Annotated in this window: 16 protein-coding genes; 12 read left to right on the forward strand and 4 right to left on the reverse strand. The window is 63.6% G+C overall.

What is annotated here, in order from left to right:
- Position 1: 1 nt before the first annotated feature.
- From BPRO_RS01485 to BPRO_RS01530, 10 genes are all read left to right on the forward strand, one after another.
- Positions 2-586, forward strand: a complete 585-nt coding sequence (locus BPRO_RS01485; RefSeq protein ID WP_011481267.1) for a hypothetical protein — start codon at positions 2-4, stop codon at positions 584-586.
- Between the two features lie 128 nt (positions 587-714).
- Entirely contained in the window at positions 715-1,980 is a 1,266-nt protein-coding gene (locus BPRO_RS01490) for an MFS transporter (RefSeq protein ID WP_041388197.1), read from the forward strand.
- Complete coding sequence (locus BPRO_RS01495) at positions 1,977-2,420, forward strand: PTS sugar transporter subunit IIA (RefSeq protein WP_011481269.1); 444 nt, start codon at positions 1,977-1,979, stop codon at positions 2,418-2,420. Before BPRO_RS01490 ends, BPRO_RS01495 begins: the two co-directional genes overlap by 4 nt.
- Positions 2,389-2,658 (forward strand): HPr family phosphocarrier protein, encoded by a 270-nt coding sequence (locus tag BPRO_RS01500; protein ID WP_011481270.1) that lies wholly within the window; start codon positions 2,389-2,391, stop codon positions 2,656-2,658. Before BPRO_RS01495 ends, BPRO_RS01500 begins: the two co-directional genes overlap by 32 nt.
- A gap of 164 nt (positions 2,659-2,822) precedes the next feature.
- A complete protein-coding gene (gene ptsP / locus BPRO_RS01505) occupies positions 2,823-4,625 on the forward strand; it encodes a phosphoenolpyruvate--protein phosphotransferase (protein WP_011481271.1) in 1,803 nt (600 codons plus the stop codon).
- Positions 4,626-4,892: 267 nt separating this feature from the next.
- Positions 4,893-7,058, forward strand: coding sequence for a type I secretion system permease/ATPase (locus tag BPRO_RS01510; RefSeq protein ID WP_011481272.1), 2,166 nt, complete (start codon positions 4,893-4,895; stop codon positions 7,056-7,058).
- On the forward strand, positions 7,058-8,473 hold the full coding sequence (locus BPRO_RS01515; protein WP_011481273.1) for an HlyD family type I secretion periplasmic adaptor subunit: 1,416 nt from the start codon (positions 7,058-7,060) through the stop codon (positions 8,471-8,473). The genes BPRO_RS01510 and BPRO_RS01515 overlap by 1 nt, the downstream gene beginning before the upstream one ends.
- An 18-nt stretch (positions 8,474-8,491) precedes the next feature.
- Positions 8,492-9,175, forward strand: coding sequence for a helix-turn-helix transcriptional regulator (locus BPRO_RS01520; RefSeq protein WP_011481274.1), 684 nt, complete (start codon positions 8,492-8,494; stop codon positions 9,173-9,175).
- Positions 9,172-9,552: a hypothetical protein gene (locus tag BPRO_RS30305; protein ID WP_011481275.1), complete on the forward strand. Its 381-nt coding sequence runs from the start codon at positions 9,172-9,174 to the stop codon at positions 9,550-9,552. The genes BPRO_RS01520 and BPRO_RS30305 overlap by 4 nt, the downstream gene beginning before the upstream one ends.
- A 336-nt stretch (positions 9,553-9,888) precedes the next feature.
- Positions 9,889-15,309 (forward strand): retention module-containing protein, encoded by a 5,421-nt coding sequence (locus BPRO_RS01530; protein ID WP_011481276.1) that lies wholly within the window; start codon positions 9,889-9,891, stop codon positions 15,307-15,309.
- Between the two features lie 98 nt (positions 15,310-15,407).
- On the opposite strand, the gene BPRO_RS01535 is transcribed toward BPRO_RS01530, so the two are convergent.
- Positions 15,408-15,605, reverse strand: a complete 198-nt coding sequence (locus BPRO_RS01535; protein ID WP_041388200.1) for a hypothetical protein — start codon at positions 15,603-15,605, stop codon at positions 15,408-15,410.
- A gap of 243 nt (positions 15,606-15,848) precedes the next feature.
- Between BPRO_RS01535 and BPRO_RS01540 the strand changes: the two genes are divergently transcribed.
- Complete coding sequence (locus BPRO_RS01540) at positions 15,849-19,901, forward strand: retention module-containing protein (protein ID WP_011481278.1); 4,053 nt, start codon at positions 15,849-15,851, stop codon at positions 19,899-19,901.
- A gap of 118 nt (positions 19,902-20,019) precedes the next feature.
- Here BPRO_RS01540 and BPRO_RS01545 read toward each other — a convergent pair whose 3' ends face one another.
- From BPRO_RS01545 to BPRO_RS01555, 3 genes are all read right to left on the reverse strand, one after another.
- Positions 20,020-21,018 (reverse strand): transglycosylase SLT domain-containing protein, encoded by a 999-nt coding sequence (locus tag BPRO_RS01545; protein WP_011481279.1) that lies wholly within the window; start codon positions 21,016-21,018, stop codon positions 20,020-20,022.
- Positions 21,019-21,089: 71 nt separating this feature from the next.
- The gene (locus tag BPRO_RS01550; RefSeq protein ID WP_011481280.1) at positions 21,090-23,003 is read right to left on the reverse strand and encodes a bifunctional diguanylate cyclase/phosphodiesterase; all 1,914 of its coding nucleotides are present in this window, start codon (positions 23,001-23,003) and stop codon (positions 21,090-21,092) included.
- A gap of 76 nt (positions 23,004-23,079) precedes the next feature.
- Positions 23,080-23,760, reverse strand: coding sequence for a transglutaminase-like cysteine peptidase (locus BPRO_RS01555; protein ID WP_049764053.1), 681 nt, complete (start codon positions 23,758-23,760; stop codon positions 23,080-23,082).
- 155 nt (positions 23,761-23,915) lie between these two features.
- On the opposite strand from BPRO_RS01555, the gene BPRO_RS30770 reads away from it, so the two are divergent.
- Complete coding sequence (locus tag BPRO_RS30770; RefSeq protein ID WP_011481282.1) at positions 23,916-25,739, forward strand: TolC family outer membrane protein; 1,824 nt, start codon at positions 23,916-23,918, stop codon at positions 25,737-25,739.
- Positions 25,740-25,857: the final 118 nt, after the last annotated feature.

Genomic DNA, 25,857 nt, shown 5'->3' on the forward strand with positions numbered 1-25,857 from the left:
GATGCCACGACAGACCCGGACCTTTTCAATTGTTGCCATGACGGCGTTGCTGGCGCTGGCCCTCACGGCCTGCAGCCCCGCCTTCAACTGGCGCGAGGTACGCCCCGACAACACCCGCCTCAGCCTGTTGTTGCCCTGCAAGCCGGACAAGGCGCAAAAAACCGTGCCGCTGGGCGGCCAGCCGACCGTGCTGGCCATGCTGGGCTGCGATGCCGGCGGCGCGACTTTTGCCGTGGCAGTGGCCGACCTGGGGGATGCGGCCAAGGTTGGCCCCGTTCTGGCCCAGTGGCAGAGCCTGACACTGGCCAACATGAAAGCCGGGCCGCGGGCTGCCGGCCCCGGGCCGGGGGGCACACAGGTTGTGCCGCTCAAGCTTCCCGGCGCATCGGCGGAGCCCGCACCCCTGCTGGTGAGCGCCCAGGGGCAGCGCGCTGACGGAACGGCCGTGATGGGCCGGGCCGCCTACTTCGCCCAGGGATCGCAGGTCTTTCAGGTGGTGATGTATGCGGGGGCAACCAAGCGGGACGCAGCGCCCCAGGCGGTCGAAGTGGCCGAGACTTTTTTCGCAAGCCTCAAGTTCGAATAAATCCGACACACGCCCCAAACACGCATCCCCACGCGCACATTCCTAAACACAAGTCCATAAGATAAAGACGTAAAGATGCGGACGAGACCCCCTGCTTTATGACAAAGGCCCAGAACGCCTCGCCAGCGATGCCGGTGGCAACAGCTTGCCCGGCCTCGTCTCTCCCGCTGGACAGGAAAACCGCCGCCATCGTGTTCCTGGCCTTTGCGGCTGCCTATTTCTGTTCTGCGCTGGTGCGGGCCATCACGGCCACGCTGTCGCCCGTGTTGAGTCAGGACTTTGCCCTGCAGGCACGTGACTTGGGGCTGCTGGGGGCGGGCTATTTCCTGGGGTTTGCGTCCACTCAGTTGCCGCTGGGAGCCTGGCTGGACCGCCATGGCCCCAAGCGGGTGATCCTGTGTTTCCTGAGCCTGGCCGTGCTGGGTTGCCTGGCGTTTTCGCTGGCGGGTACCTTTGCCTGGCTGCTTGCCGCCCGCGTGCTGGTGGGCATGGGCGTCAGCGCCTGTCTGATGGCCCCTCTGACGGGCTATCGCCGCTGGTTTGACGGGCCTGCCGTTTTGCGCGCCAATTCCTGGATGCTGATGACGGGCTCGCTCGGCATGCTGGCTTCCACCCTGCCGGTGCAATGGCTGATGCCGTTGACGGGCTGGCGTCCGCTGTTCTGGATTCTGGCGGCGATGATTTTGCTGTCGATGGGCGTGATCGCCTGGGTGGTGCCTGCATGGCAGAAGAATGCCGACGCAACCCCCGGAGCTCCCGGGACGGCGGGCGCAGAGGCAAGCTACGCAATGGTCTGGCGCAGCCGGTATTTCCAGAAAATGTCGCCGCTGGCTTTCTTCAATTACGGCGGCCTGGTGGCCGTGCAGACGCTGTGGGCCGGCCCGTGGATGGTCAAGGTGGCGGGCTATACCCCGCTGGAAGCGGCCACCGGTCTTTTCTACATCAACGCCGCCATGCTGGTGACTTTCTGGGCCTGGGGCATGGTCAACCCCTGGCTGGTCGGACGAGGCTGGAGCGCCAACCGGCTGATCGGCTGGGGCGTGCCCGTCAGCCTGCTGGTGCTGGCCGCCAACATCTTCGCCGGCAGCGCCACCGGGTGGCTGGGCTGGGCTCTTTTTTGCATGAGTTCCAGCGCCCTGGGCCTGGCCCAGCCGGCGGTGGGCATGGCGTTCAGCCCTTCACTGGCCGGGCGCGCCATGTCGGCCTACAACCTGATGATCTTTGGCGGCGTGTTTGTGGTGCAATGGGGCATTGGGCTGGCTGTCGACGCATTCAGGGCCGCCGGGCTGACCGAAGTGGCCAGCTTTCAGGCGGCCATGGGCGTGTTTTTATGTTGCTGTATCGCCTCATATGGGTATTTCCTCAGTGTGAACGCTGATAATTCACCGCAATGAACGGCATTTTCATCATCGCCCATGCCCCGCTGGCTTCCGCCCTGCGCCACTGCATGCTGCATGTGTTTCCCGACAACGCAGCGGGCGTTGCGGCGCTGGATGTGCAGCCCAACATGCCGCCCGAAGAAACACTGGCCCAGGCGCGCGTCATGCTGGAGCAGCTGGGCACCTCGCACGTCCTGGTGCTGGTGGATGTTTTTGGCGCCACCCCCTGCAATGTGGCGCAAAAACTGGTCGATGGCGTCCATTCCAAGCTGATCACTGGCGTGAATTTGCCCATGCTGCTGCGAACCGTGTCGTATCGGCACGAGTCGCTCGATGCACTGGTGGCGCGCGCGCTGGTCGGCGCCACACAGGGGGTGATGCAGGTGGCCATCACCGCGCCGCAAAATCAGGTACGCAGAACTCATGATCAAGACCAGCACGAACATCAACAATAAGCTGGGGCTGCATGCCCGGGCATCCGCAAAACTCACCAAACTCGCCGGCAGCTTTCCCTGTGAGGTCTGGATGAGCCGGGGCGAGCGCCGAGTCAACGCCAAGAGCATCATGGGGGTGATGATGCTCGCGGCCGGGCTGGGAAGCGTTGTGGAGGTTGAAACCAACGGAGATCAGGAACAGGCTGCGATGGATGCCATTCTGGCGCTCATTGCCGACAAGTTCGGCGAAGGGGAATGAGCATGTGCCCCCCAAGGGCTGCTTGCTGCGAGTCGTCACCCGCCTTCCGGGTGCTGACCTTCGCTGGGGCTGCCCCGCGGAAAATGATGTTGCCCTTCTTCGTGCCTGCCACACGTATTGACGTATTGAGCATGGCATCTGTTAATTGGAATAGGGGAATTTGAATGACGTTCTCAGTCCACGGTCTGGCGGTCTCGCGGGGTATTGCGATTGGCCGTGCCGTGCTCGTGGCGTCCAGCCGTGCCGATGTGGCGCACTACTTCGTCGACCCCGCCAGGGTCGTTGAAGAGATCACGCGCGCCCGGGTGGCCCGCAATGCCGTGGCGGAAGAAATTACCCGCCTGCAGCAGGAGCTGCCGCCGGATGCGCCGCACGAACTGGCTGCCCTGCTGGACGTTCACCTGATGCTGCTGCAGGACGAGCAGCTGATCAGCGGCGTGAAGCACTGGATCACCGAACGCCATTACAACGCCGAGTGGGCATTGGCCACGCAGTACGAAATCATTGCCCGCCAGTTCGATGACATGGAAGACGAGTACCTGCGTGAGCGCAAGGCCGACCTGGAGCAGGTGGTGGAACGCATCCTGCGGTACATGAAAGGCGTGGCCTCACCGGTGCAGCCGGTGGGGCCTGCCGGCGCCGGCCGCAAGCTCTCGCAGGGGCTGCTGCTGGACGACACCATGGATGTGCCCCTGGTGCTGATCGCGCACGACATCTCCCCGGCCGACATGCTGCAGTTCAAGAAGAGCCTGTTTGCCGGTTTTGCGACCGACGTTGGCGGCAAGACCTCGCACACGGCGATCGTGGCGCGCAGCATGGACATCCCGGCGGTGGTGGGCGCGCGCAGCGCCAGCCAGCTGATCGAGCAGGACGACTGGGTCATCATCGACGGCGACGCCGGTGTGCTGATTGTCGACCCTTCACCCATCATCCTGGCCGAGTACGGTTTCAAGCAGCGCCAGGGTGAGCTGGAGCGCGAGCGGCTGAACCGGCTCAAGCACACCCCCGCCGTGACGATAGACGGACAGAGGGTGGAGCTGCTGGCCAATATTGAAATGCCCGAGGACACCGTGGGCGCGGTCAATGCGGGTGCCGTCGGCGTCGGGCTGTTCCGCAGCGAGTTCCTGTTCATGGGGCGCAGTGGCGACCTCCCCGATGAGGAGGAGCAGTACCAGGCTTACCGCAAAGCTGTTGAGGGCATGCACGGCCTGCCGGTGACCATTCGCACCGTTGATGTGGGCTCGGACAAACCGCTGGACCGGATCGACAAGGCGCAGGACAGCCACCTCAATCCGGCGCTGGGCCTGCGCGCCATCCGCTGGAGCCTGGCCGACCCGCCGATGTTTTTGACGCAGCTGCGTGCCATCCTGCGCGCGGCGGCGCATGGCCAGGTCAATTTGCTGGTGCCCATGCTGGCCCACGGCACCGAGATTCGCCAGACCATGGCGATGATTGATCACGCACGCGCCACGCTGGACAACAAGGGCACGCCCTATGGCCCGGTGCGTCTGGGCGCCATGATCGAAATTCCGGCGGCTGCGCTCTCGCTCAAGCTTTTCCTCAAATACTTCGACTTTCTGTCCATAGGCACCAATGACCTCATCCAGTACACACTGGCGATTGACCGGGCGGACGAGTCCGTGGCGCATTTGTACGACCCTTGCCATCCGGCGGTGCTGCGTCTGGTGGCCGACACGATCGCCGAATGCAATGCGCAGGGCAAAGGGGTCAGCGTGTGCGGGGAAATGGCTGGCGATGTGAGCATGACGCGGCTGCTGCTGGGGCTGGGATTGCGCAGCTTTTCCATGCATCCGTCGCGCATCCTGGCGGTCAAGCAGCAAATTTTGCGGGCTGATGCCGGCAAGCTCAGCGTCTGGGCCGCGCAGGTGCTGGATGCCGAGGATCCGGCCGCCCTGATAAACCCTGCCTCAGCGCCCATGCCATCGCCTGTGCCAGCCAACGCCTAGCCGGTCGGGCCGGGGGATCGCCGGTTGAAAATCGACCGCAGCGGTAATATTCCCGTTTTCCCCGTTTTTTTGCCCCATGGCGAGGCTACGAAACCGGGTCTACAAATCCGGCAAAAACTGCCCTTTTCAGAGGCGATTTTCGCTTTCCACGCACCAAGCCCGAGGGCTCCTGGCCACCTTGTTCCAAGGGATCACGACTCTGGATGCTTCAGACATATCTTGTTACACTGAAACTGGAACTAGGTGTGTCGGTGAGCGGGAGGACAAATGTCCATTGGTCAGATCTCAGGAGATGGAAAATCGGCCGCGGTGCTTTCCGCGCACGATGAGTTGCTCGCTTGCTTGCTGATTGTCGCGCGGGCCCATGGCGAAGTTTTGACGCGGGACGCCATCATGGCGGGTCTTCCGGCCGAACACCAGCGCCTGACGCCCAGCCTGTTTGTCCGCGCGGCCCGGCGGGCCCGGCTCAGCAGCCAGCTGGTCCGAAAAAACCTCGACCGGCTCAAGGATGCCTTGCTGCCCGCCATTGTGCTGCTGCATGGCCAGAAGGCGTGCGTGCTGCTGGGCTTCAATGAAGACCGCAGCGCCGCCCGCATGGTCTATCCCGAGCTCGGCGATGCGCCCGTGATGGTTCCCCTGGCGAATCTGCAGGCAGATTACACGGGCGTCTCCATCTATGTACGGCCCAGCCTGCGCTTTGACGCACGCGCCCCCGAAGTGCGCGCCGGCCGTCATGGCCACTGGTTCTGGAGCGTCATGGCCGAGAGCCGGCCGCTCTACCGCGACGTGCTGCTGGCCGCCTTGCTGGCCAACCTGTTTGCGCTCGGCCTGCCCCTGTTCGTCATGAATGTGTACGACCGGGTGGTGCCCAACCACGCGTTTGAAACCCTGTGGGTGCTGGCCATCGGGCTGATGCTGATGCTGGTGAGCGACCTGGTGCTGCGCACGCTGCGCAGCCGGTTTGTCGACCTCGCCAGCAGCCGCGCCGATGTCAAGTTGTCGGCCTTCATCATGGAGCGTGTGCTCGGCATGCGCATGGAGCAGCGGCCGGTTTCCGCCGGCTCGTTTGCCTCCAACCTGCGGGCGTTTGAGTCTGTGCGCGATTTCATCGGCTCGGCCACCGTGGTGGCCTTCATTGACCTGCCGTTCGCGCTCATTTTCATGATCGTGATTGGCTGGATCTCCTGGCCCATGCTGATTCCCCTTGGCGTGGGCGCGCTCATCATGCTGCTGTACGCGCTGGCTGTGCAGGGGCGGATGCACGAACTGGCAGAAACCACCTACCGCGCGGCCGCGCAGCGCAACGCCACACTGATCGAAGGCCTGGTGGGCTTCGAAACCCTCAAGGCGCTGGGCGCCGAGTCAGCCATCCAGCACAAATGGGAAAAAAGCGCGGCGCTGCTGGCGCGGGTGGGCGCGCAGTTGCGTTTGCTGTCGTCCACCTCCAGCAATACCTCGGCATTTGTGCAGCAACTCATCAGCCTGGTCATCGTCATCATCGGCGTCTACGTGATTGCCGAGCGCGAGCTGACCGTCGGTGGCCTGATTGCCTGCACCATGCTGGCCTCGCGCGCCATGGCGCCGGTGGGGCAGGTGGCGGGCCTGCTGGTCCAGTACCACACGGCCGCCACCGCGTTGACGTCACTCAATGAAATGATGGCGCGCGACGTGGAGCGCCCCGACGACACCACCTTCATCAGCCGTGGCCACCTCAAGGGAGCCATCGACTTTCGCGATGTGAGCTTCAACTACCCGGGCCAGGATACGCCGTCACTGCGCAACCTGACGTTCAGCATCAAGCCGGGGGAAAAGGTGGCCATCCTGGGGCGCATCGGCTCGGGCAAGACCACGCTGGAAAAACTCATTCTGGGCCTGTACCGGCCTACGGCCGGGGCTGTGTTGGTCGATGGCGTTGACCTGCGCCAGCTCGACCCCGCCGAACTGCGGCGCCAGATTGGCTACGTGCAGCAGGACGTGATGCTGTTCTACGGCAGCCTGAGGGACAACATCACCCTGGGCTCCCCGCTGGCAGAAGATGCCGACATCGTGAAGGCGGCCGAAATCGGCGGCATCATCGGGCTGGTGAACCAGCATCCGCAGGGCTTCGACATGCTGGTCGGCGAGCGCGGCGAGTCGCTGTCTGGCGGGCAGCGCCAGGGCGTGGCCATCGCGCGTGCGGTCATCAACGACCCCCCCATCCTGTTGCTGGACGAGCCCACCTCGTCGATGGACTACTCCAGCGAAGAAGACATCAAGCGCCGCCTGAAGGAGTTTTCGGTCGGCAAGACCGTGCTGCTGATCAGCCACCGCACCTCGGTGCTGGAGCTGGCGGATCGCATCATTGTCATGGACGGCGGCCGCATCGTCGCGGACGGACCCAAGGACCAGGTGGTCACTGCACTGCGCCAGGGGCGCATTGGAAAGGCTGCGTGATGGCCTGGCTTAGCGAAAAAGCTTTTGAACGTCTGGGCAGCTGGGTCAACCGGTCGGCAGAATCCAGCCCGAGGGCTTTCGATCCGCTGGTCAAGCGGCTCACGCCGGTGGAGGAGCAGGACTCGCTCGACTGGGCCGGTGATGCCGACTGGGCCCGCCTGCAGCAGGAACCCCTGCGCGCCAGGCGGCTGCTGCGCCTGGCCGCCGGCGTCCTGGTTCTGCTGGTGATCTGGGCCTACTTTGCCGAGCTCGATGAAGTCACCCGGGGTGAGGCCCGCGTGGTGCCGACCAGCCAGGTGCAGATCATCCAGAGTGTTGACGGCGGTGTCGTGGAGGCCCTGCTCGTCAGGGAGGGGCAGATCGTCGACGCCGGCCAGCTGCTGATGCGCGTGGACCCGACACGCTTTGTCTCCACCATGCAGGAAAGCCGCGCCGCCCAGCTGTCTTACCAGGCCAAGGCTTTGCGGCTGGAGGCACTGACGCGGGGCACGCCGTTCAATCCGCCTGCGGACCTGGTGCGTGAAGCGCCCGATGTCGTTGCGCAGGAGTTGCGCCTGTATGAATCACGCCGGGCCGAAATCGGTGCCCAGCTTTACATATCGCAGGCCCAGTTGTCCCAGCGCCAGCAGGAGCTCAATGAAGTCCTTGCCCGCCGTGACCAGGCCGAACGCAGCCTGGAACTGATGAACAGGGAGCTCAACGCCACGCGCCCCATGATCGCCACCGGCGCCGTCTCCGAGGTAGAGGTGTTGCGCCTCGAGCGCGACGTCGCCCGCTTGCGCGGCGACCGGGAGCAGGCCACGGCGCAAATCTCGCGCGTGCAGTCCTCCATCCTGGAGGCCACGCGCAAGATCGAGGAAGTGCAGCTCACCAGCCGCAACCAGATGAGCGGCGAGCTGTCAGAGACCATGAACAAGCTGGCCACCCTGTCGCAAGGGGGTCGGGCGCTTGAAGACAAAGTCAAGCATGCCGATATCAAGTCGCCCGTGCGCGGCACCGTGAAGCGCCTGCTGGTCAATACCATGGGGGCGGTGGTGCAACCCGGCAAGGAAGTGGTTGAGGTGGTCCCGCTGGACGACGCGCTGATCCTGGAGGTACAAATCACCCCCAAGGACATTGCCTTCCTGCGTCCCGGGCAGCAGGCCATGGTGAAGTTCAGCGCCTATGACTTTTCCATTTACGGCGGACTGGAGGCGGATGTGATCAACATTGGCGCAGACTCGGTCATCGACGAAAAAGGCAATGCCTTCTATCATGTGCGGGTGCGCACACACAAACCCAGCCTGGGGCCCAACCTCCCCATCATTCCGGGCATGGTGGCGCAGGTTGACATCCTCACTGGCAAGAAGTCGGTGTTGGCTTATCTGCTCAAACCCGTACTGCGGGCCAGAGCCAACGCCCTGACTGAGCGCTGAGCAAGCGATGAACGAGCGATGAGTATCGAGCACCTGTTCCTCACCACGCCCGCCGCGCCCGTGCCGGAGCGCTGGTGCGAGGCGTTTCCCGCCGGGCGGGTGCACGAGGCGCCGGCCATGCTGGCCCATTTGCGCGGTCGGCCAGCGAATGCCAGCCTGATATGGCTCAGCACCGCCGATGCGCAGTGGGCCGTGCAGCTGCGCCAGGTTTTGCAGGCCCTGCCCGGAGTGCCTGTCGTGGTGGTGTCCGGCCGGCCCCACCCCCTCGAAGGCCTGGATGCCCTCGACAAGGGTGCGCGCGGCTATACCCATGCCTATGCCGTGCCTGCACTGTTGCAGGAGGTCGCCCTGGTCGTCGAGCATGGCGGCCTGTGGGTGGGCCCGGACCTGATGCGCCGGCTGGTCGCCTCGACCCATGCGGCGCTGGCACGCCTCCCTGCGGCACCCGCTGCCGCGGTGGCGCCTGACCAGAACGCCTGGGCCCAATTGTCCGCACGGGAGGCCGAAGTGGCCCACGCCGTCTCGGCCGGGCGCTCCAACAAGGAGGTGGCCACCCTGATGCATATTTCAGAGCGCACCGTCAAAGCCCACCTCGGCGCCGTGTTCGAGAAACTGGGCGTGCGCGATCGCCTGCAACTGGTGCTGCGCCTTGCAGCCTCCGCTGATACGGCGCAGACCCCTGAGCGGGAGCTATTGTCATGACTGATACACCGCCACCCTCAAGCGCGCTGCTGTGCCGTCGCGATGCCGCGGGACGCATCGTCGCCGTGACCCGGCAAGCCCTGAGCGCGCAAGACGCGCTGGCCGCAGGCTGGGAGGCCGTGCATGCGGCCGATCCCGGGGTGGAACAGTTCTTACGTGAAGTGTCCAGCCAGACCAATCCATTGAGCCAGACCGATGCCGGCCTGGCCCGCGTGCTTGAGGACCTGATCGACGTGCTCATCAACCGGGGGCTCATTCAGTTCACCGACCTGCCCGCTGCGGCCCAGGCCAAGCTGCTTGAGCGACGCCAGACCCGGGCCAGCCTGGCCAACCGGCTGGAACTGCTGCCCGACGACGGCGACAGCTTCCCGCTTTGATGCGGCGCACGGGGTAGCGCCAAAACGGTTCAGTTAATCCCTTGCCCCTGGCTTGTCATCCCGGACTTTGATCCGGGATCCATGGATTGCGGGTTAAGCCCGCCATGACAAGTCAAGGTTTTGGTCATTCCGATTCAGGGTGAATAACTTGACTGAACCGTATTGGGGACAGCGCCGCCCCACGTAGTCGCGGAATTGCGGAATTATTACCGGATAGCCCAAGATATGGACCTAAGTCCAATAGACGGGCCGGCAACACCCCCTTAATCTTCAGGCCATCAGTGTTGATAACCTGGGCTCACGGGCCCAGGCTCTTTTTTCTTACCGGAGAGCATCATGGCCCAATTCGCAACCGTCGCCGCCATCACGGGAAATGGCTCGGTCCTCGCTGTCGACGTGCAGGGCAGGACCCGCGTCCTCAAGGTTGGTGACACCCTGCAAAAGGGTGAAACCGTGCGCACCGTGGGCGACGTCCGGGTCGAGCTCCTGATGGAAGACGGCAGCCTGCTGGCTGTTGCGCCCGCGCAAAGCATCCGCCTGGATGAAAACGTGGTCCAGTCCGACCAGCGACCCACGGCCCAGGACAGCGCGGTCACCACGCCGGCCACGGCAGACGCCGTCATCCAGGCGCTCGAACGCGGGACCGATCTGAACCAGTCACTCGAAGCCACCGCGGCCGGTTTGGTCCCCGGCGGCGGTGTTGACGGCGGCAGCAGCTTTGTGCAGTTGCTGCGCATCGCCGAGGGTGTGAGCCCGCTGGCCTACGAGTACAACTTTGTGCCGCCCGAGCTGCAGCCTGATATTGAGTCGATTCCCGAGCCGGTGCCACCCACGGTCAGCGTCGGCGTTACCGTGGGTGTGCAGGTCGGTGTAGGCGAGGGCGGCCCGGGCCTGATCACCGGCGAAATGATCCAGGGCACAGTCTCGACCGCCGATGTGATCGAGGGCTCCGGCGGCGGCAGCAAGGCCGTCACCTTCCTGATTACCCTGAACCAGGTCTCCACGACCGATGTGACGGTCACCTACACCATCGTGCCCGGCACCGCGAGCAATCCGGCGGACTATTTCGACGGTGCGGTCACCGGCACGGTTACCATCCCGGCCGGCTATATCGGCTTCTTCGTGACTGAAAACATTGTGGGAGACATCCTGGTCGAAGGCAATGAAACCTTCACCATTGTCCTGAGCAATCCGATCGGGGCCACCCTGATCAACGACACGGCGACCGTGACCATCATTGACGATGACCACGCACCGGTGGCGGTCGACGACAGCAACAGCCTGACTGAAGACCAGATCTCCGTCTCGGGCAACGTGATCCCCAACGATACCGATGCAGACGGCCAGACCCTGTCCGTGGTCGGCCCCTCGATCACGGCGACCAATGCCTACGGCACGCTGGTCATCGACAGCGCGACGGGCGGCTACACCTTCACGCTGAACGAAGCCACCCAGGCAGCGGCGCAGGCACTGGACGACGGCGAATCCATCAACATGGTGTTTGCCGATGTCTACCAGGTGACCGATGGCGCCAACCTGAGCAATCTGGCCGATGTGAGCATCACCATCACCGGCACCAATGACGGGCCAATTATCACCGCCGATCCCGGCAATGAAGGCGGCAACGACGTGGTGTACGAGTCTGGTCTGGCAATCGGTTCCGATGCGGCGGCCGGCACCGAATTTGCATTCGGCACCTTCACGGTATCGGATGCGGACGGCCTGGACGACATCCAGAGCGTCACCATCAACGGCGTCACCGTCGCGATTGGCAGCCTGGTGGGCCAGAGCTTCGCGGGTACGAACGGCACCCTGACGGTCACCGCCTACGATGCCGGCACCGGCGTCGCCAGCTACACCTATGAGCTGACCAGCCCGACCACGGATGTGGATGGCACGGAGACCGATGTCTTCACGCTGACCACGTCAGACGGCACGGCCACTTCGGCACCGGCCGCGATCACCATTGAGATCATTGACGACGTGCCGACGGCACGTGCGGACACGGACAGCGTGGCCGAGGGCGCGGATACGACCGGCAACGTGCTGACGGGCGCGGGCACCACGAGCGGGGGCGCTGGCGCCGACACGGCCGGTGCCGATGGCTTTGGTGCCGGCGCGGTGGTGGGCGTGGCGGCGGGCAGCAACACAGCCGTGCCGGTGTCCGGTGGTGTGGGCGGAGGCATTGCCGGCACCTACGGCACGCTGACGCTGAACGCGGACGGCAGCTACACCTACGAGGCCAATCCTGATGCGGTGACGAGCAACCAGACCGACACGTTCGTGTACACCATCGTGGATGGCGACGGCGACCTGTCGACCACGACGCTGACGATCAGCGTGAACAACGTCACGGTGACGGCAAGCGACACGGACGCGCTGGTCAACGAAGCGGGCCTGCCCGTGGTGGGCAGCGATGCGGCGAGCAACAGCGAAATCTTCAACGGCGCGATCACCCCGTCGGGCGGCACGGGCCCGTACACCTACACGCTGACCAGCACCGCCAACGGTGCCTATGGCAACCTGGTGCTCAATGCCGACGGCACTTACACCTACACGCTGGACACGACCTTCGACGGTGCGACGCTCAACAACGGCGTCACCACCGAGCAGGACAAGGACAGCTTCAGCTACACGGTGACGGACGCCAACGGCAACACCACCACCGGCACCATCCTGGTGGACATCATTGACGACGTGCCGACGGCACGTGCGGACACGGACAGCGTGAACGAGGGCGCGGATACGACCGGCAACGTGCTGACGGGCGCGGGCACCACGAGCGGGGGCGCTGGCGCCGACACGGCCGGTGCCGATGGCTTTGGTGCCGGCGCGGTGGTGGGCGTGGCGGCGGGCAGCAACACAGCCGTGCCGGTGTCCGGTGGTGTGGGCGGAGGCATTGCCGGCACCTACGGCACGCTGACGCTGAACGCGGACGGCAGCTACACCTACGAGGCCAATCCTGATGCGGTGACGAGCAACCAGACCGACACGTTCGTGTACACCATCGTGGATGGCGACGGCGACCTGTCGACCACGACGCTGACGATCAGCGTGAACAACGTCACGGTGACGGCAAGCGACACGGACGCGCTGGTCAACGAAGCGGGCCTGCCCGTGGTGGGCAGCGATGCGGCGAGCAACAGCGAAATCTTCAACGGCGCGATCACCCCGTCGGGCGGCACGGGCCCGTACACCTACACGCTGACCAGCACCGCCAACGGTGCCTACGGCAACCTGGTGCTCAATGCCGACGGCACCTACACCTACACGCTGGACACGACCTTCGACGGTGCGACGCTCAACAACGGCGTCACCACCGAGCAGGACAAGGACAGCTTCAGCTACACGGTGACGGACGCCAACGGCAACAGCACCACCGGCACCATCCTGGTGGACATCATTGACGACGTGCCGACGGCGCGTGCGGACACGGACAGCGTGAACGAGGGCGCGGATACGACCGGCAACGTGCTGACGGGCGCGGGCACCACGAGCGGGGGCGCTGGCGCCGACACGGCCGGTGCCGATGGCTTTGGTGCCGGCGCGGTGGTGGGCGTGGCGGCGGGCAGCAACACAGCCGTGCCGGTGTCCGGTGGTGTGGGCGGAGGCATTGCCGGCACCTACGGCACGCTGACGCTGAACGCGGACGGCAGCTACACCTACGAGGCCAATCCTGATGCGGTGACGAGCAACCAGACCGACACGTTCGTGTACACCATCGTGGATGGCGACGGCGACCTGTCGACCACGACGCTGACGATCAGCGTGAACAACGTCACGGTGACGGCAAGCGACACGGACGCGCTGGTCAACGAAGCGGGCCTGCCCGTGGTGGGCAGCGATGCGGCGAGCAACAGCGAAATCTTCAACGGCGCGATCACCCCGTCGGGCGGCACGGGCCCGTACACCTACACGCTGACCAGCACCGCCAACGGTGCCTATGGCAACCTGGTGCTCAATGCCGACGGCACTTACACCTACACGCTGGACACGACCTTCGACGGTGCGACGCTCAACAACGGCGTCACCACCGAGCAGGACAAGGACAGCTTCAGCTACACGGTGACGGACGCCAACGGCAACACCACCACCGGCACCATCCTGGTGGACATCATTGACGATGTGCCCGTTGTTCTGGATAAGACGGATCTTATTTATTCGAATTCCAGCAATCCGTCTCCTGGTGGCACGGGCGTTTTCGACTACATCATCGGCGCGGACAGCCGGACGACGTTCAGTTCATCCGACTCCGATTTTTCGGCAATCACGCTGGCCGGCATGGTCGGCGCGACGGCAATTTCCACACCATCCGTGACCTGGGCTTCCGAAGATTCGAACGAGGCGGTCTTCGATGTGCAGTTCTCCTATGCAGCGAATCCGCTCACCCCTGGCGTACTGACAGAGGCCAATGGGACGCTCACCTTCGACAAGGTAAGCGGTACCTATGAGCTAACGCTGGATGAGCCGATCGAAAGCTTCAGCATTCTGACCACCAGCGGTACGCTTTCCAAAGAAAGCTACAACCTGGTTGGGCCGTCGGAAGCTCAGCCGGAAATCGTGGTGTCCAAGCTGGCAGAAGAGTTCTTTGTGCGGTTTACCGGTGGCGAAGAGCAGGGCGGCGGCCCGGTGGATTTCAAATCGAGCGACGGCAATACGGCGTTCACTAACGGCGAGACTTTTGTCGGTGCACAGGCGTGGGTGAGTATTTCAGGTAGCTCCAACGGCGTTTCCAGCGATACCTTGCAAGCCGGCGAAGTGCTCAATATGGATTTCTACAACTCCAGCCCTGGGTCAAACGGTACCCCCGGACCCGGTACTGCAACGGCGAACGGTATCTATCTCAAGCTCGATCAGCTCGGTGCTGGCGAGGATTTCGTTGTGATCCTCAAGCTCGTCGATGCCAGCGACCCGACAATTACAACAACCAGAGCTATCGTGATCGATTATGCTGATATTTACCTGTCTTCGGAATCGAACCCTTATGGGATTACGTTTGTGGACGACAGCGATGGCGTGGTGATCATTGAAAGCAATGACTACAACAGCGGTGGCAGCAATTGGGTGATCAACGGCGTGCAACTGCTGGTTTCGACCGAAACCGTGACCGGCTCGGGCATCGACCTCAATCGTGCTACGGGTGATGCCGGCGGATCGAGCGGGACAGATGTATTCGGGAGCGATACCGTCGACAATGACGTGATCAAAATTTCCGATATTGGCATCATCTCGACCACGAGCGACACGCAGGATGCTTCGCTGGACTTTAGCTTCACCCTCGTGGATGCCGATGGAGACAACACGGCAAGCCAGACGCTGAGTGTCACGATCGAAGGAAGTTCCACCTTCGAAGGTACGGCCAGCGCCGAATCCATTACGGGAGATGGCAGTGCCAACGTTCTGATCGGCGGTGCCGGCAACGACATCCTGGAGGGTGGCGGCGGCGCCGACGTCTTCAAATGGAGCTTGACTGATCAAGGTACCGTCGGAACGCCGGCTGCCGATGTCGTGACAGATTTTGCTGCAGGAGACACGTTGAATCTTCTGGATCTGCTGCCGGGCGCGCCTGGAACGGATCTAACGCAGTATCTGGATGTTACGCAAGAGGCTGGCGGGATCATGATCCATGTGACGGATGGCACCGGAGCTGCATCGACGAACGATGTGCAGACAATTCTTCTTGCGAGCTACACCACGACAGATACGGTGACGGACATACTGAACGAGTTGAAAGCGACCCAACAGTACACAGGGTAACTTTCAACGCAATCCAAACAGCAAGTATTCAGTCCCAACCCCGGCGCGCCAACGCCGGGGTTTTCTTGCGTCCCGCGTGGCGCGCTCGCCAACCCGCCTCAACGCCCCTTCGCCTCCAGCCAGGGCGAGACATCGGTGATGTTCTCGTCAAACTCGTGGCTTCCGCGCCCATTGAAGCGCTCGGCGGTGTCGGGAATTACCCAGCGCTTGCTGCGGGCCTGCAGAAGGCAGTTGATCGACGGGGAGGCGCCCGACGCCATGTCGAACTGCAGGCCAAGCTGCTGGAGCGGCGCCAAACCCGGGCCAGGCTGGCCAACCGGCTGAATTGCTGCCCGGCGACGGCGACAATGTCCGGCTTTGAGGGGGGCGTCCGCGGGGTTGAGCTACCGCCCAAACAGCCCAAAAACAGCCCAAAAGTAGCCTCAAATATGGACCAAAGTCCAATAGACAGGCCGGTGGCGCAACCTTAGTCTTTGAGTTATCAGGGGTGATACCCTGGGCCTGCGGGCCCAGGCTCTTTTTCTTTACCGGAGAGCATCATGGCCCAATTCGCAACCGTCGCCGCCATCACGGGAAATGGCTCGGTCCTCGCTGTCGACGTGCAGGGCAGGACCCGCGTCCTCAAGGTTGGTGACACCCTGCAAAAGGGTGAAACCGTGCGCACCGTGGGCGACGTCCGGGTCGAGCTCCTGATGGAAGACGGCAGCCTGCTGGCTGTTGCGCCCGCGCAAAGCATCCGCCTGGATGAAAACGTGGTCCAGTCCGACCAGCGACCCACGGCCCAGGACAGCGCGGTCACCACGCCGGCCACGGCAGACGCCGTCATCCAGGCGCTCGAACGCGGGACCGATCTGAACCAGTCACTCGAAGCCACCGCGGCCGGTTTGGTCCCCGGCGGCGGTGTTGACGGCGGCAGCAGCTTTGTGCAGTTGCTGCGCATCGCCGAGGGTGTGAGCCCGCTGGCCTACGAGTACAACTTTGTGCCGCCCGAGCTGCAGCCTGATATTGAGTCGATTCCCGAGCCGGTGCCACCCACGGTCAGCGTCGGCGTTACCGTGGGTGTGCAGGTCGGTGTAGGCGAGGGCGGCCCGGGCCTGATCACCGGCGAAATGATCCAGGGCACAGTCTCGACCGCCGATGTGATCGAGGGCTCCGGCGGCGGCAGCAAGGCCGTCACCTTCCTGATTACCCTGAACCAGGTCTCCACGACCGATGTGACGGTCACCTACACCATCGTGCCCGGCACCGCGAGCAATCCGGCGGACTATTTCGACGGTGCGGTCACCGGCACGGTTACCATCCCGGCCGGCTATATCGGCTTCTTCGTGACTGAAAACATTGTGGGAGACATCCTGGTCGAAGGCAATGAAACCTTCACCATTGTCCTGAGCAATCCGATCGGGGCCACCCTGATCAACGACACGGCGACCGTGACCATCATTGACGATGACCACGCACCGGTGGCGGTCGACGACAGCAACAGCCTGACTGAAGACCAGATCTCCGTCTCGGGCAACGTGATCCCCAACGATACCGATGCAGACGGCCAGACCCTGTCCGTGGTCGGCCCCTCGATCACGGCGACCAATGCCTACGGCACGCTGGTCATCGACAGCGCGACGGGCGGCTACACCTTCACGCTGAACGAAGCCACCCAGGCAGCGGCGCAGGCACTGGACGACGGCGAATCCATCAACATGGTGTTTGCCGATGTCTACCAGGTGACCGATGGCGCCAACCTGAGCAATCTGGCCGATGTGAGCATCACCATCACCGGCACCAATGACGGGCCAATTATCACCGCCGATCCCGGCAATGAAGGCGGCAACGACGTGGTGTACGAGTCTGGTCTGGCAATCGGTTCCGATGCGGCGGCCGGCACCGAATTTGCATTCGGCACCTTCACGGTATCGGATGCGGACGGCCTGGACGACATCCAGAGCGTCACCATCAACGGCGTCACCGTCGCGATTGGCAGCCTGGTGGGCCAGAGCTTCGCGGGTACGAACGGCACCCTGACGGTCACCGCCTACGATGCCGGCACCGGCGTCGCCAGCTACACCTATGAGCTGACCAGCCCGACCACGGATGTGGATGGCACGGAGACCGATGTCTTCACGCTGACCACGTCAGACGGCACGGCCACTTCGGCACCGGCCGCGATCACCATTGAGATCATTGACGACGTGCCGACGGCACGTGCGGACACGGACAGCGTGGCCGAGGGCGCGGATACGACCGGCAACGTGCTGACGGGCGCGGGCACCACGAGCGGGGGCGCTGGCGCCGACACGGCCGGTGCCGATGGCTTTGGTGCCGGCGCGGTGGTGGGCGTGGCGGCGGGCAGCAACACAGCCGTGCCGGTGTCCGGTGGTGTGGGCGGAGGCATTGCCGGCACCTACGGCACGCTGACGCTGAACGCGGACGGCAGCTACACCTACGAGGCCAATCCTGATGCGGTGACGAGCAACCAGACCGACACGTTCGTGTACACCATCGTGGATGGCGACGGCGACCTGTCGACCACGACGCTGACGATCAGCGTGAACAACGTCACGGTGACGGCAAGCGACACGGACGCGCTGGTCAACGAAGCGGGCCTGCCCGTGGTGGGCAGCGATGCGGCGAGCAACAGCGAAATCTTCAACGGCGCGATCACCCCGTCGGGCGGCACGGGCCCGTACACCTACACGCTGACCAGCACCGCCAACGGTGCCTATGGCAACCTGGTGCTCAATGCCGACGGCACTTACACCTACACGCTGGACACGACCTTCGACGGTGCGACGCTCAACAACGGCGTCACCACCGAGCAGGACAAGGACAGCTTCAGCTACACGGTGACGGACGCCAACGGCAACACCACCACCGGCACCATCCTGGTGGACATCATTGACGATGTGCCCGTTGTTCTGGATAAGACGGATCTTATTTATTCGAATTCCAGCAATCCGTCTCCTGGTGGCACGGGCGTTTTCGACTACATCATCGGCGCGGACAGCCGGACGACGTTCAGTTCATCCGACTCCGATTTTTCGGCAATCACGCTGGCCGGCATGGTCGGCGCGACGGCAATTTCCACACCATCCGTGACCTGGGCTTCCGAAGATTCGAACGAGGCGGTCTTCGATGTGCAGTTCTCCTATGCAGCGAATCCGCTCACCCCTGGCGTACTGACAGAGGCCAATGGGACGCTCACCTTCGACAAGGTAAGCGGTACCTATGAGCTAACGCTGGATGAGCCGATCGAAAGCTTCAGCATTCTGACCACCAGCGGTACGCTTTCCAAAGAAAGCTACAACCTGGTTGGGCCGTCGGAAGCTCAGCCGGAAATCGTGGTGTCCAAGCTGGCAGAAGAGTTCTTTGTGCGGTTTACCGGTGGCGAAGAGCAGGGCGGCGGCCCGGTGGATTTCAAATCGAGCGACGGCAATACGGCGTTCACTAACGGCGAGACTTTTGTCGGTGCACAGGCGTGGGTGAGTATTTCAGGTAGCTCCAACGGCGTTTCCAGCGATACCTTGCAAGCCGGCGAAGTGCTCAATATGGATTTCTACAACTCCAGCCCTGGGTCAAACGGTACCCCCGGACCCGGTACTGCAACGGCGAACGGTATCTACCTCAAGCTCGACCAGCTCGGTGTTGGCGAGGATTTCGTGGTGATCCTCAAGCTTATCAATCCCGATACGCTGGAAACAACCACCAGAGCCATCGTGATCGATTACTCGGATATTTACCTGTCTTCGGAATCGAACCCTTATGGGATTACGTTCGTGGACGACAGCGATGGCGTGGTGATCATTGAAAGCAATGACTACAACACCGGCAGCAGCAATTGGGTGATCAACGGCGCGCAGTTGCTGGTTTCGACTGAAACCGTGACCGGCGAGGGCATCGACCTCAATCGTGATACTGGAGACACCGGTGGATCGAGCGGGACAGATGCATTCGGGGGCGATACCGTCGACAATGACGTGATCAAAATTTCCGATATTGGCATCATCTCGACCACGAGCGACACGCAGGATGCTTCGCTGGACTTTAGCTTCACCCTCGTGGATGCCGATGGAGACAACACGGCAAGCCAGACGCTGAGTGTCACGATCGAAGGAAGTTCCACCTTCGAAGGTACGGCCAGCGCCGAATCCATTACGGGAGATGGCAGTGCCAACGTTCTGATCGGCGGTGCCGGCAACGACATCCTGGAGGGTGGCGGCGGCGCCGACGTCTTCAAATGGAGCTTGACTGATCAAGGTACCGTCGGAACGCCGGCTGCCGATGTCATCAAGGACTTCACGCTGGGCGGCGGAGGCGATGTGCTCGATCTGCGTGATTTGCTGCAAGGCGAACTGGCTGGAACAGACGCTGCTTCTGCAACCAGCCTGAGCCAGTACCTGCACTTTTCGGAGGTGGGTGGCAAGGCCGTCTTGTCGGTGGACCATGACGGAGGAAGCTTCGCGGCGACGCAAACCATCACGTTCGACAACATGAGCCTGGATGGTTTGAAGAGCGGACTGGGTCTCGCCCCTTCTGCAACCGACACCAATATCATTCAAAAGCTGCTGGATAACGGCAACCTGAACAACACCCCCTGATTGAGAACCGTCCGGCCTGTTTCCGCAGGCCGGGCTGATCTTCTCCGGGCAGACCGCGCAGGCGGCCAGCCCTTTTTTTATGCGCTTGAGACTGGGCTGAACGGTTCAGGGGACTGTGTCAGGGGACTTTGGGTCGCAGCCAGGGCGAGGCATCGGTGATGTTCTCGTCAAACTCGTGGCTGCTGCGCCCGTACAGGCCCATCACGCGGCGCACATAGGCACGGGTTTCAGGGTAGGGCGGTATGCCCTTGTAGCGGTCTACCCGGCCCTCTCCGGCGTTGTAGGCGGCCAGCGTATAGGCGATATTGCCGCGGTAGTAGGCGAGCAGCCAGCGCAGGTAGGCCATGCCGCCGCGCATGTTCTGGGTGGCGTTGTAGGCGTTGCGCACATTGAAGCGCTCGGCGGTGCCGGGAATCAGCTGCATGAGCCCCATGGCCGCCTTGGGCGACTGGGCGCCGGACTCGAAGTTGGACTCCACCGCAATGACGGAGAGGACCAGCCGGGGATCGAGCGAATACCAGGCGCTCAGCGTTGTTGCCAGCGGAATCACCCAGCGTTTGCGGGCCGGCAGGGCCTGCAGAAAGTGCTCGATGGAGGGCATGTTGCCAGACGCCATGTCGAGTTGCAGATCCTGAAAAACGCGTGTTGGCGCCTTCTCGGGCAATTGGGCCTGCGTCACACAGGCGGGCAGTTCGGCCGAACTCAACTGAATGCTGTCGAGCATCTGGCCTGCCTGCGCATGGCCCTGCGAGGCGGCTTGGGAGAACAGGGCAGCAGCGAGCGGCCGGCTTTCGGGGACGCCTTTGCCAAAGGCATAGAGCACGCCCAGGCGGTATTGCCCCTCAATGCTGCCTGAGCGGGATGCTTCGCAATAGAGTACGGCGGCGCGCCAGGCGTTGTCGTTCGTGTCGACCGCCGACTCCAGCTCGCCGGCTTGCTGCATCAGACGGCGCAGCGCGGGTGGCTCGTCCGCCAGTACGGCCGCTGGTGTTTGCAGGGCCGCTGCTTCCAAAGCCCGGGGAGCCTGTGCCAGCGCGGAGCCTGCAGCCCAGACCAGGCCAATTGCCCCAATGACCCCCATGGACCCAAGGGGCCATCCGGCAGGCACGGACTTCATGCAGTTCACGGCAATTCCGATCGATAGGGCGTGGCATGAATGAACCGGCCACCGCCTTCAGCACAACTGACTCACTTTACACCCGGCCCTGTCACCCCGTCAAATCCGAGCGAGGCCAGCAGCGGCAGGTCGCTGTCGGACTCGACGCCGAGCGCTATCACCACGATGCCGAAATTGCGTGCCACCTTGCACAGGCCCTTGAGGAATTCCTGGTTACCCGGGTTGTGGGCAATGTCGCGCACATAGCTGGGGTGGACCTTGATGTAGTCCAGGCCCAGGTCGGCGAGTTTGTCACCCTCGGCAAAGCGCTGGCCGAAGTATTCGATGCCGACGCGACAGCCCAGTGGCTTGAGGGTGAGCACCAGGTCGCGGAAGGCATTGAACTGTTTGAAGACGCCTTGCTCGGGTACCTCGAACAGCAGACGCTTGCAGATCTCGGGGTGGAATTCCAGCAGCATCCTGAGCTCATAGCGGAAGCTGAAGTCGGCGATGGTTTCGGCCGACAGGTTGACCGCGATGTCGCCGGGCGTGGTGCGCAGATGGGCTATGGCGAGCCTGACCACCTCGAGGTCTATCGGCGCGCTGAGGTTGAGGTGCGCGGCCATCGGCATGAAGTCACGGGCGGGCAGCAGGGTGCCTGTGTCGTCGATTTGCAGGCGGATCACGCCTTCCTGGTGAATGGCGTTCTGGCTGCCGCTGCCGACCACGCGGTAGAAGGCGAGCCTTAGCTTGCCGCTGGCGACGGCTTCGGTGAGCAGGCTGCGCCACTGCTCGGCGGGGCGTGCGGTGCTGCCGCTGTCCGCTTCGCTGGCATGCCAGCTGTTCGGCCCCTCGGCCTCGGCACGGGCCAGGGCCTCGTCGGCGCGGCTCAGCAGATCGCCTATGCTTTCTGCGCGCTGATAGGGTACGGCCGCCAGATGGAACAGGTCAGGCACTTCGGCCACCCAGTTGGGCAGCCAGGCCTGGTTCAGGCGCTGGTGCAGCTCGCTGGCCGCTTGTGCCGGGGAGGTGATGCCCGGGCAGGCCAGGGCAAAATCACCGCCCTTGAGCCTCCCCGCCTGCTGGCCGCTGTGCTCCCGCATGCTGTCCTTGAGCACGCCACCGAGTTGCTGCAGCAGCGTATCTGCACGCTGGTGGCCAAGACGGGCATTCAGCATGTTCAGGTCGTTTACGCGCAGCATGACCAGCACGCCCTCGGCGCCAGAGTCCTCGCCCACCAGCAACTCGCGCAGCTGCGACAGGAAATGCTCGCGCCCGGACAGCCCGGTTAGCGCGTCGAGGTTGACCTTCTGGCGCAGTGCTTCGAGGCGGGCGGCCTCCTCGCTGAACAGGGCTTTGAGGCGCTCCACCATGCTGTTCATGGCGCGCACCACGCTGCGCAGTTCGGGCGTGCGGGGTTCTGCGATGCGCAGGAAGCGGCGCTCGGCAATGGCCTCGGCCTGGCCCACCACATCGCCCAGCGGCCGGGTGATGAAGCGTATGGCCAGCGTGCCGGCGATGCCGGTGATCACGCTGCCGAGCACAAACCACAGCAGCAGCTCCAGCGTGCCGTCCCACAGGCTCTTGTACACATACTGCTCGTGGCTGGCCAGGGTCAGCGTTCCGTACTGTTTCCAGCCATCCTGGATCAGCGCCTGGCCGGGCACTGCGCGGATCGGGATGAGCCGGGCGAACCAGGCCGGTGCGCCTTGCAGCTGACCGGTGAAGACGCGCTCCACCACCGTCTGGCCGGTGGGCGAAACGATGCGGATGAAGCGGTAGTGCCCGGCGTCAAACTGCGTCGCCACCTGCAGCTCGACCGTGACTGGGTCCTTGGGCAACTGCGACAGCGACAGGGCCAGCGCCGTGGCGTTGTCGATGTTCTTCACTTGCAGCTGCTGCTCCAGGTAGTGGCGTGCAGACAACACACTGACGACCATGCTGCCGCCGAAGGCAATGGTCATGACCACGATGATGGCGATCCAGAGCTGTTTGATAAGGGACATGGTGGTAACTCGCTGAGTGAGGGAATGAATCAGGGCGTAAATGGTCAGGGCAGGAACGGATCAGGGGGTGAGGAGATCATGGCGACAGGCCTTCCTGGCGCATGCGGTCAAGCACATCGCGCCAGCGCGACAGGCGTGTGGTGGGGTCGGCCAGGGAGGACGTGCCGCCACCCACCCACAAACCGGCGCTGTTGAAACTGAAGACCGGTGCAAGGTCGCTGCGCATCGAGGCAGGGCGCACGCTGCTGATCAGGTTGTCGAGAATCAGCGGTTCGTCGGTCGGCTGGGGATAGAAACCCAGCACCATGTGGGCCACGGTCGTGGTCGAACCGATGCGGGCGCGGACGTAAATCAGGCGCAAGCGGTCGTTGCCGATGCCCAGCATTTGCAGCGTGAGGTACTTGGCTATCGAGAAATCTTCGCAATCTCCGGCACCGCGGCCCATGAACTCGAGCGGCGTGGCCCAGTAATCCTCCTGCTGCCAGATGGCTATGTCGCTTTCAAACAACACGCGTCGATTGAAGAAGGTGTTGACCTTGTCGAGCTTGTCCGCATCGGGCAGCGCGCGCGATTCTTCGATCAGCCGGCGCCACGCCACCACCGTCTCTGAAGCCCGCGAGCCGTAGCGCTGCAGGGCCAGGGCCTGTGTTTTGTCGAGGTCAGGTGCCGCGATTGACGCGCCCAGCGCCACCAGCAGGGCGAGCAAGCACCCTCTGCCCCAAGGCACGAGACGGGCGCGAAGGGCCTGACGTGTCATGGCAGCGGTCCACATGGCGGCAAGCCTAACCCAAAGCCGGCGGGGCAGCAAACCCTGCGCGGCGCGTGATGCGCATCCCAAGAATAGGGGATATCCAAACCAACATTTTGAGGCTATAACCAATACCCCGAAACACTAACTAACAAGGTGGTTGCATGAAAGCGAACTTCTCAATAATCGCTGCGGCCGTGTTGACGAGCCTGGCAGCGCAGGCACAGACATTGCCCGAGCCCATGATTGACGCAGCACGCAAGGCGGTAGTCAGCAACCCCGAGGTGCAGGCCCGCTGGCACGGCTTCCAGGCTGCCGGCAACGAGCGAGACGTGGCCCGTGGCGGCTACTTTCCCCAGATCGACCTGCGCGCCGGCACCGGCCGCGAGAGCCGCGAGACGCCATTGACCGACTATGGCCGTTACAACTTCCGTGGCACGACGCTCACGCTCAACCAGATGCTGTTTGACGGGCTGTTCACGCCCAACGAAGTCAAGCGCCTGGGCTACGCCAAGCTCACCCGCTACTACGAACTGCAGGAAGTCTCCGAGACCGCCGCGCTCGAAGCCGTGCGCGCCTACGCCGACGTCGTGCGCTACCGCGAGCTGGTCGATACGGCCACGCAAAACTACGTCGTGCACAAGCAGACCACCGGCCAGGTCGAAGAGCGCTCCAGTGCCGGCGTGGGCCGCCGCGTCGACGTCGAGCAGGCCACCGGCCGTCTCGCGCTGGCCGAGGCCAACCTGCTGACCGAGCTGACCAACTTGCACGATGTGAGTGCACGCTACCTGCGCATTGTTGGCGAGAAGCCGCCGGAGGCCCTGCCCAAGCTGCCCGCCAAGTTTCAGATCGGCCCCATGCCCGCCTCCACCGAAATGTTGATGAAAGACGGCCTGCCCAACAGCCCCACCATCAATGCCGCGCTGGAGAACGTGCGCTCCATGAAAACGGCCATCGCCTCACGCAAGGCCGCCTACATGCCGCGCGTGGACCTGCGGCTGTATGACTCGCGGGACCGCAACCTGCAGGGCGTGACCGGCACCACCCGCGTCAATGGCATCGAGCTGGTGCTCAACTACAACCTGTTTCGCGGCGGCGCCGACAAGGCGCGCGAGCGCCAGGCGGTCGACCTGCACGAGCAGGCGCGCGACCTGAAGGAAAAGGCCTGCCGCGACGTGCGCCAGACCCTGTCGATCGCCTTCAGCGATGTGAGAACCCTCAACGAGCAGCTGGCCTACCGCGACCAGCACCGGCTGTCGACCGAGAAATCGCGCGAAGCCTACCTGCAGCAGTTCGAGCTGGGCCAGCGCACGCTGCTGGACCTGCTGGACAGCCAGAACGAATACTTCCAGGCCAACCGCTCCTACGTCAACGCCAGCTACGACCAGATCATTGCGCAGGCGCGCACGCTGGCGGGCATGGGGCAGTTGGTGACGGCGCTCAACGTCAAGCGCGGCGATGTGCCCAGCGCCCAGGATGCCGGGCAGGACCGCACCGGCATCGACCCGGCCGAGCTGTGCCCGCAGGATGAGACCGTGGTCGATACCATGGAGAAAATCAAGGCGGGGACGGTCATTCCGCCGCGCGCACGTGCGACGGTGGCACCCGCACCCGGACAGGCGCTTCCCGCCAAGATCAGCTTGTCGGCCGATACGCTGTTTGACTTTGACAAGTCGACCATCAAGGCCGGTGGCACGGGCAAGCTCGACGCGCTGGTGGACCGCCTCAAGGGCGTCAACGTCGACGTGGTGATCGCCGTGGGCCATACCGATTCCGTGGGCACGGATGCCTACAACCAGCGCCTGTCACTGGCACGCGCCGATTCGGTCAAGGCCTACCTGGTCAGCAAAGGCGTGGATCGCCAGCGCATTCGTACCGAGGGGCGCGGTGAAAGCCAGCCAGTGGCCGACAACGCCACGGCAGAAGGCCGCGCCAAAAACCGCCGTGTGGACATTGAAGTGGTAGAGGCACGGCCTGCAGCCAAATAAGATGCCCGCGGACTGAACCCGGCGCTTTGAACCGGGTAGGGAGGAGGGTGGTGATGGCGCGCAGCCGTCGCCACCCTTTCTTTATTGCCCGATCGTACGTTTTGTGGGGGCCTGACTT

Source organism: Polaromonas sp. JS666 (assembly GCF_000013865.1).
In the GTDB taxonomy this organism is placed as follows: Bacteria; Pseudomonadota; Gammaproteobacteria; order Burkholderiales; family Burkholderiaceae_C; genus Polaromonas.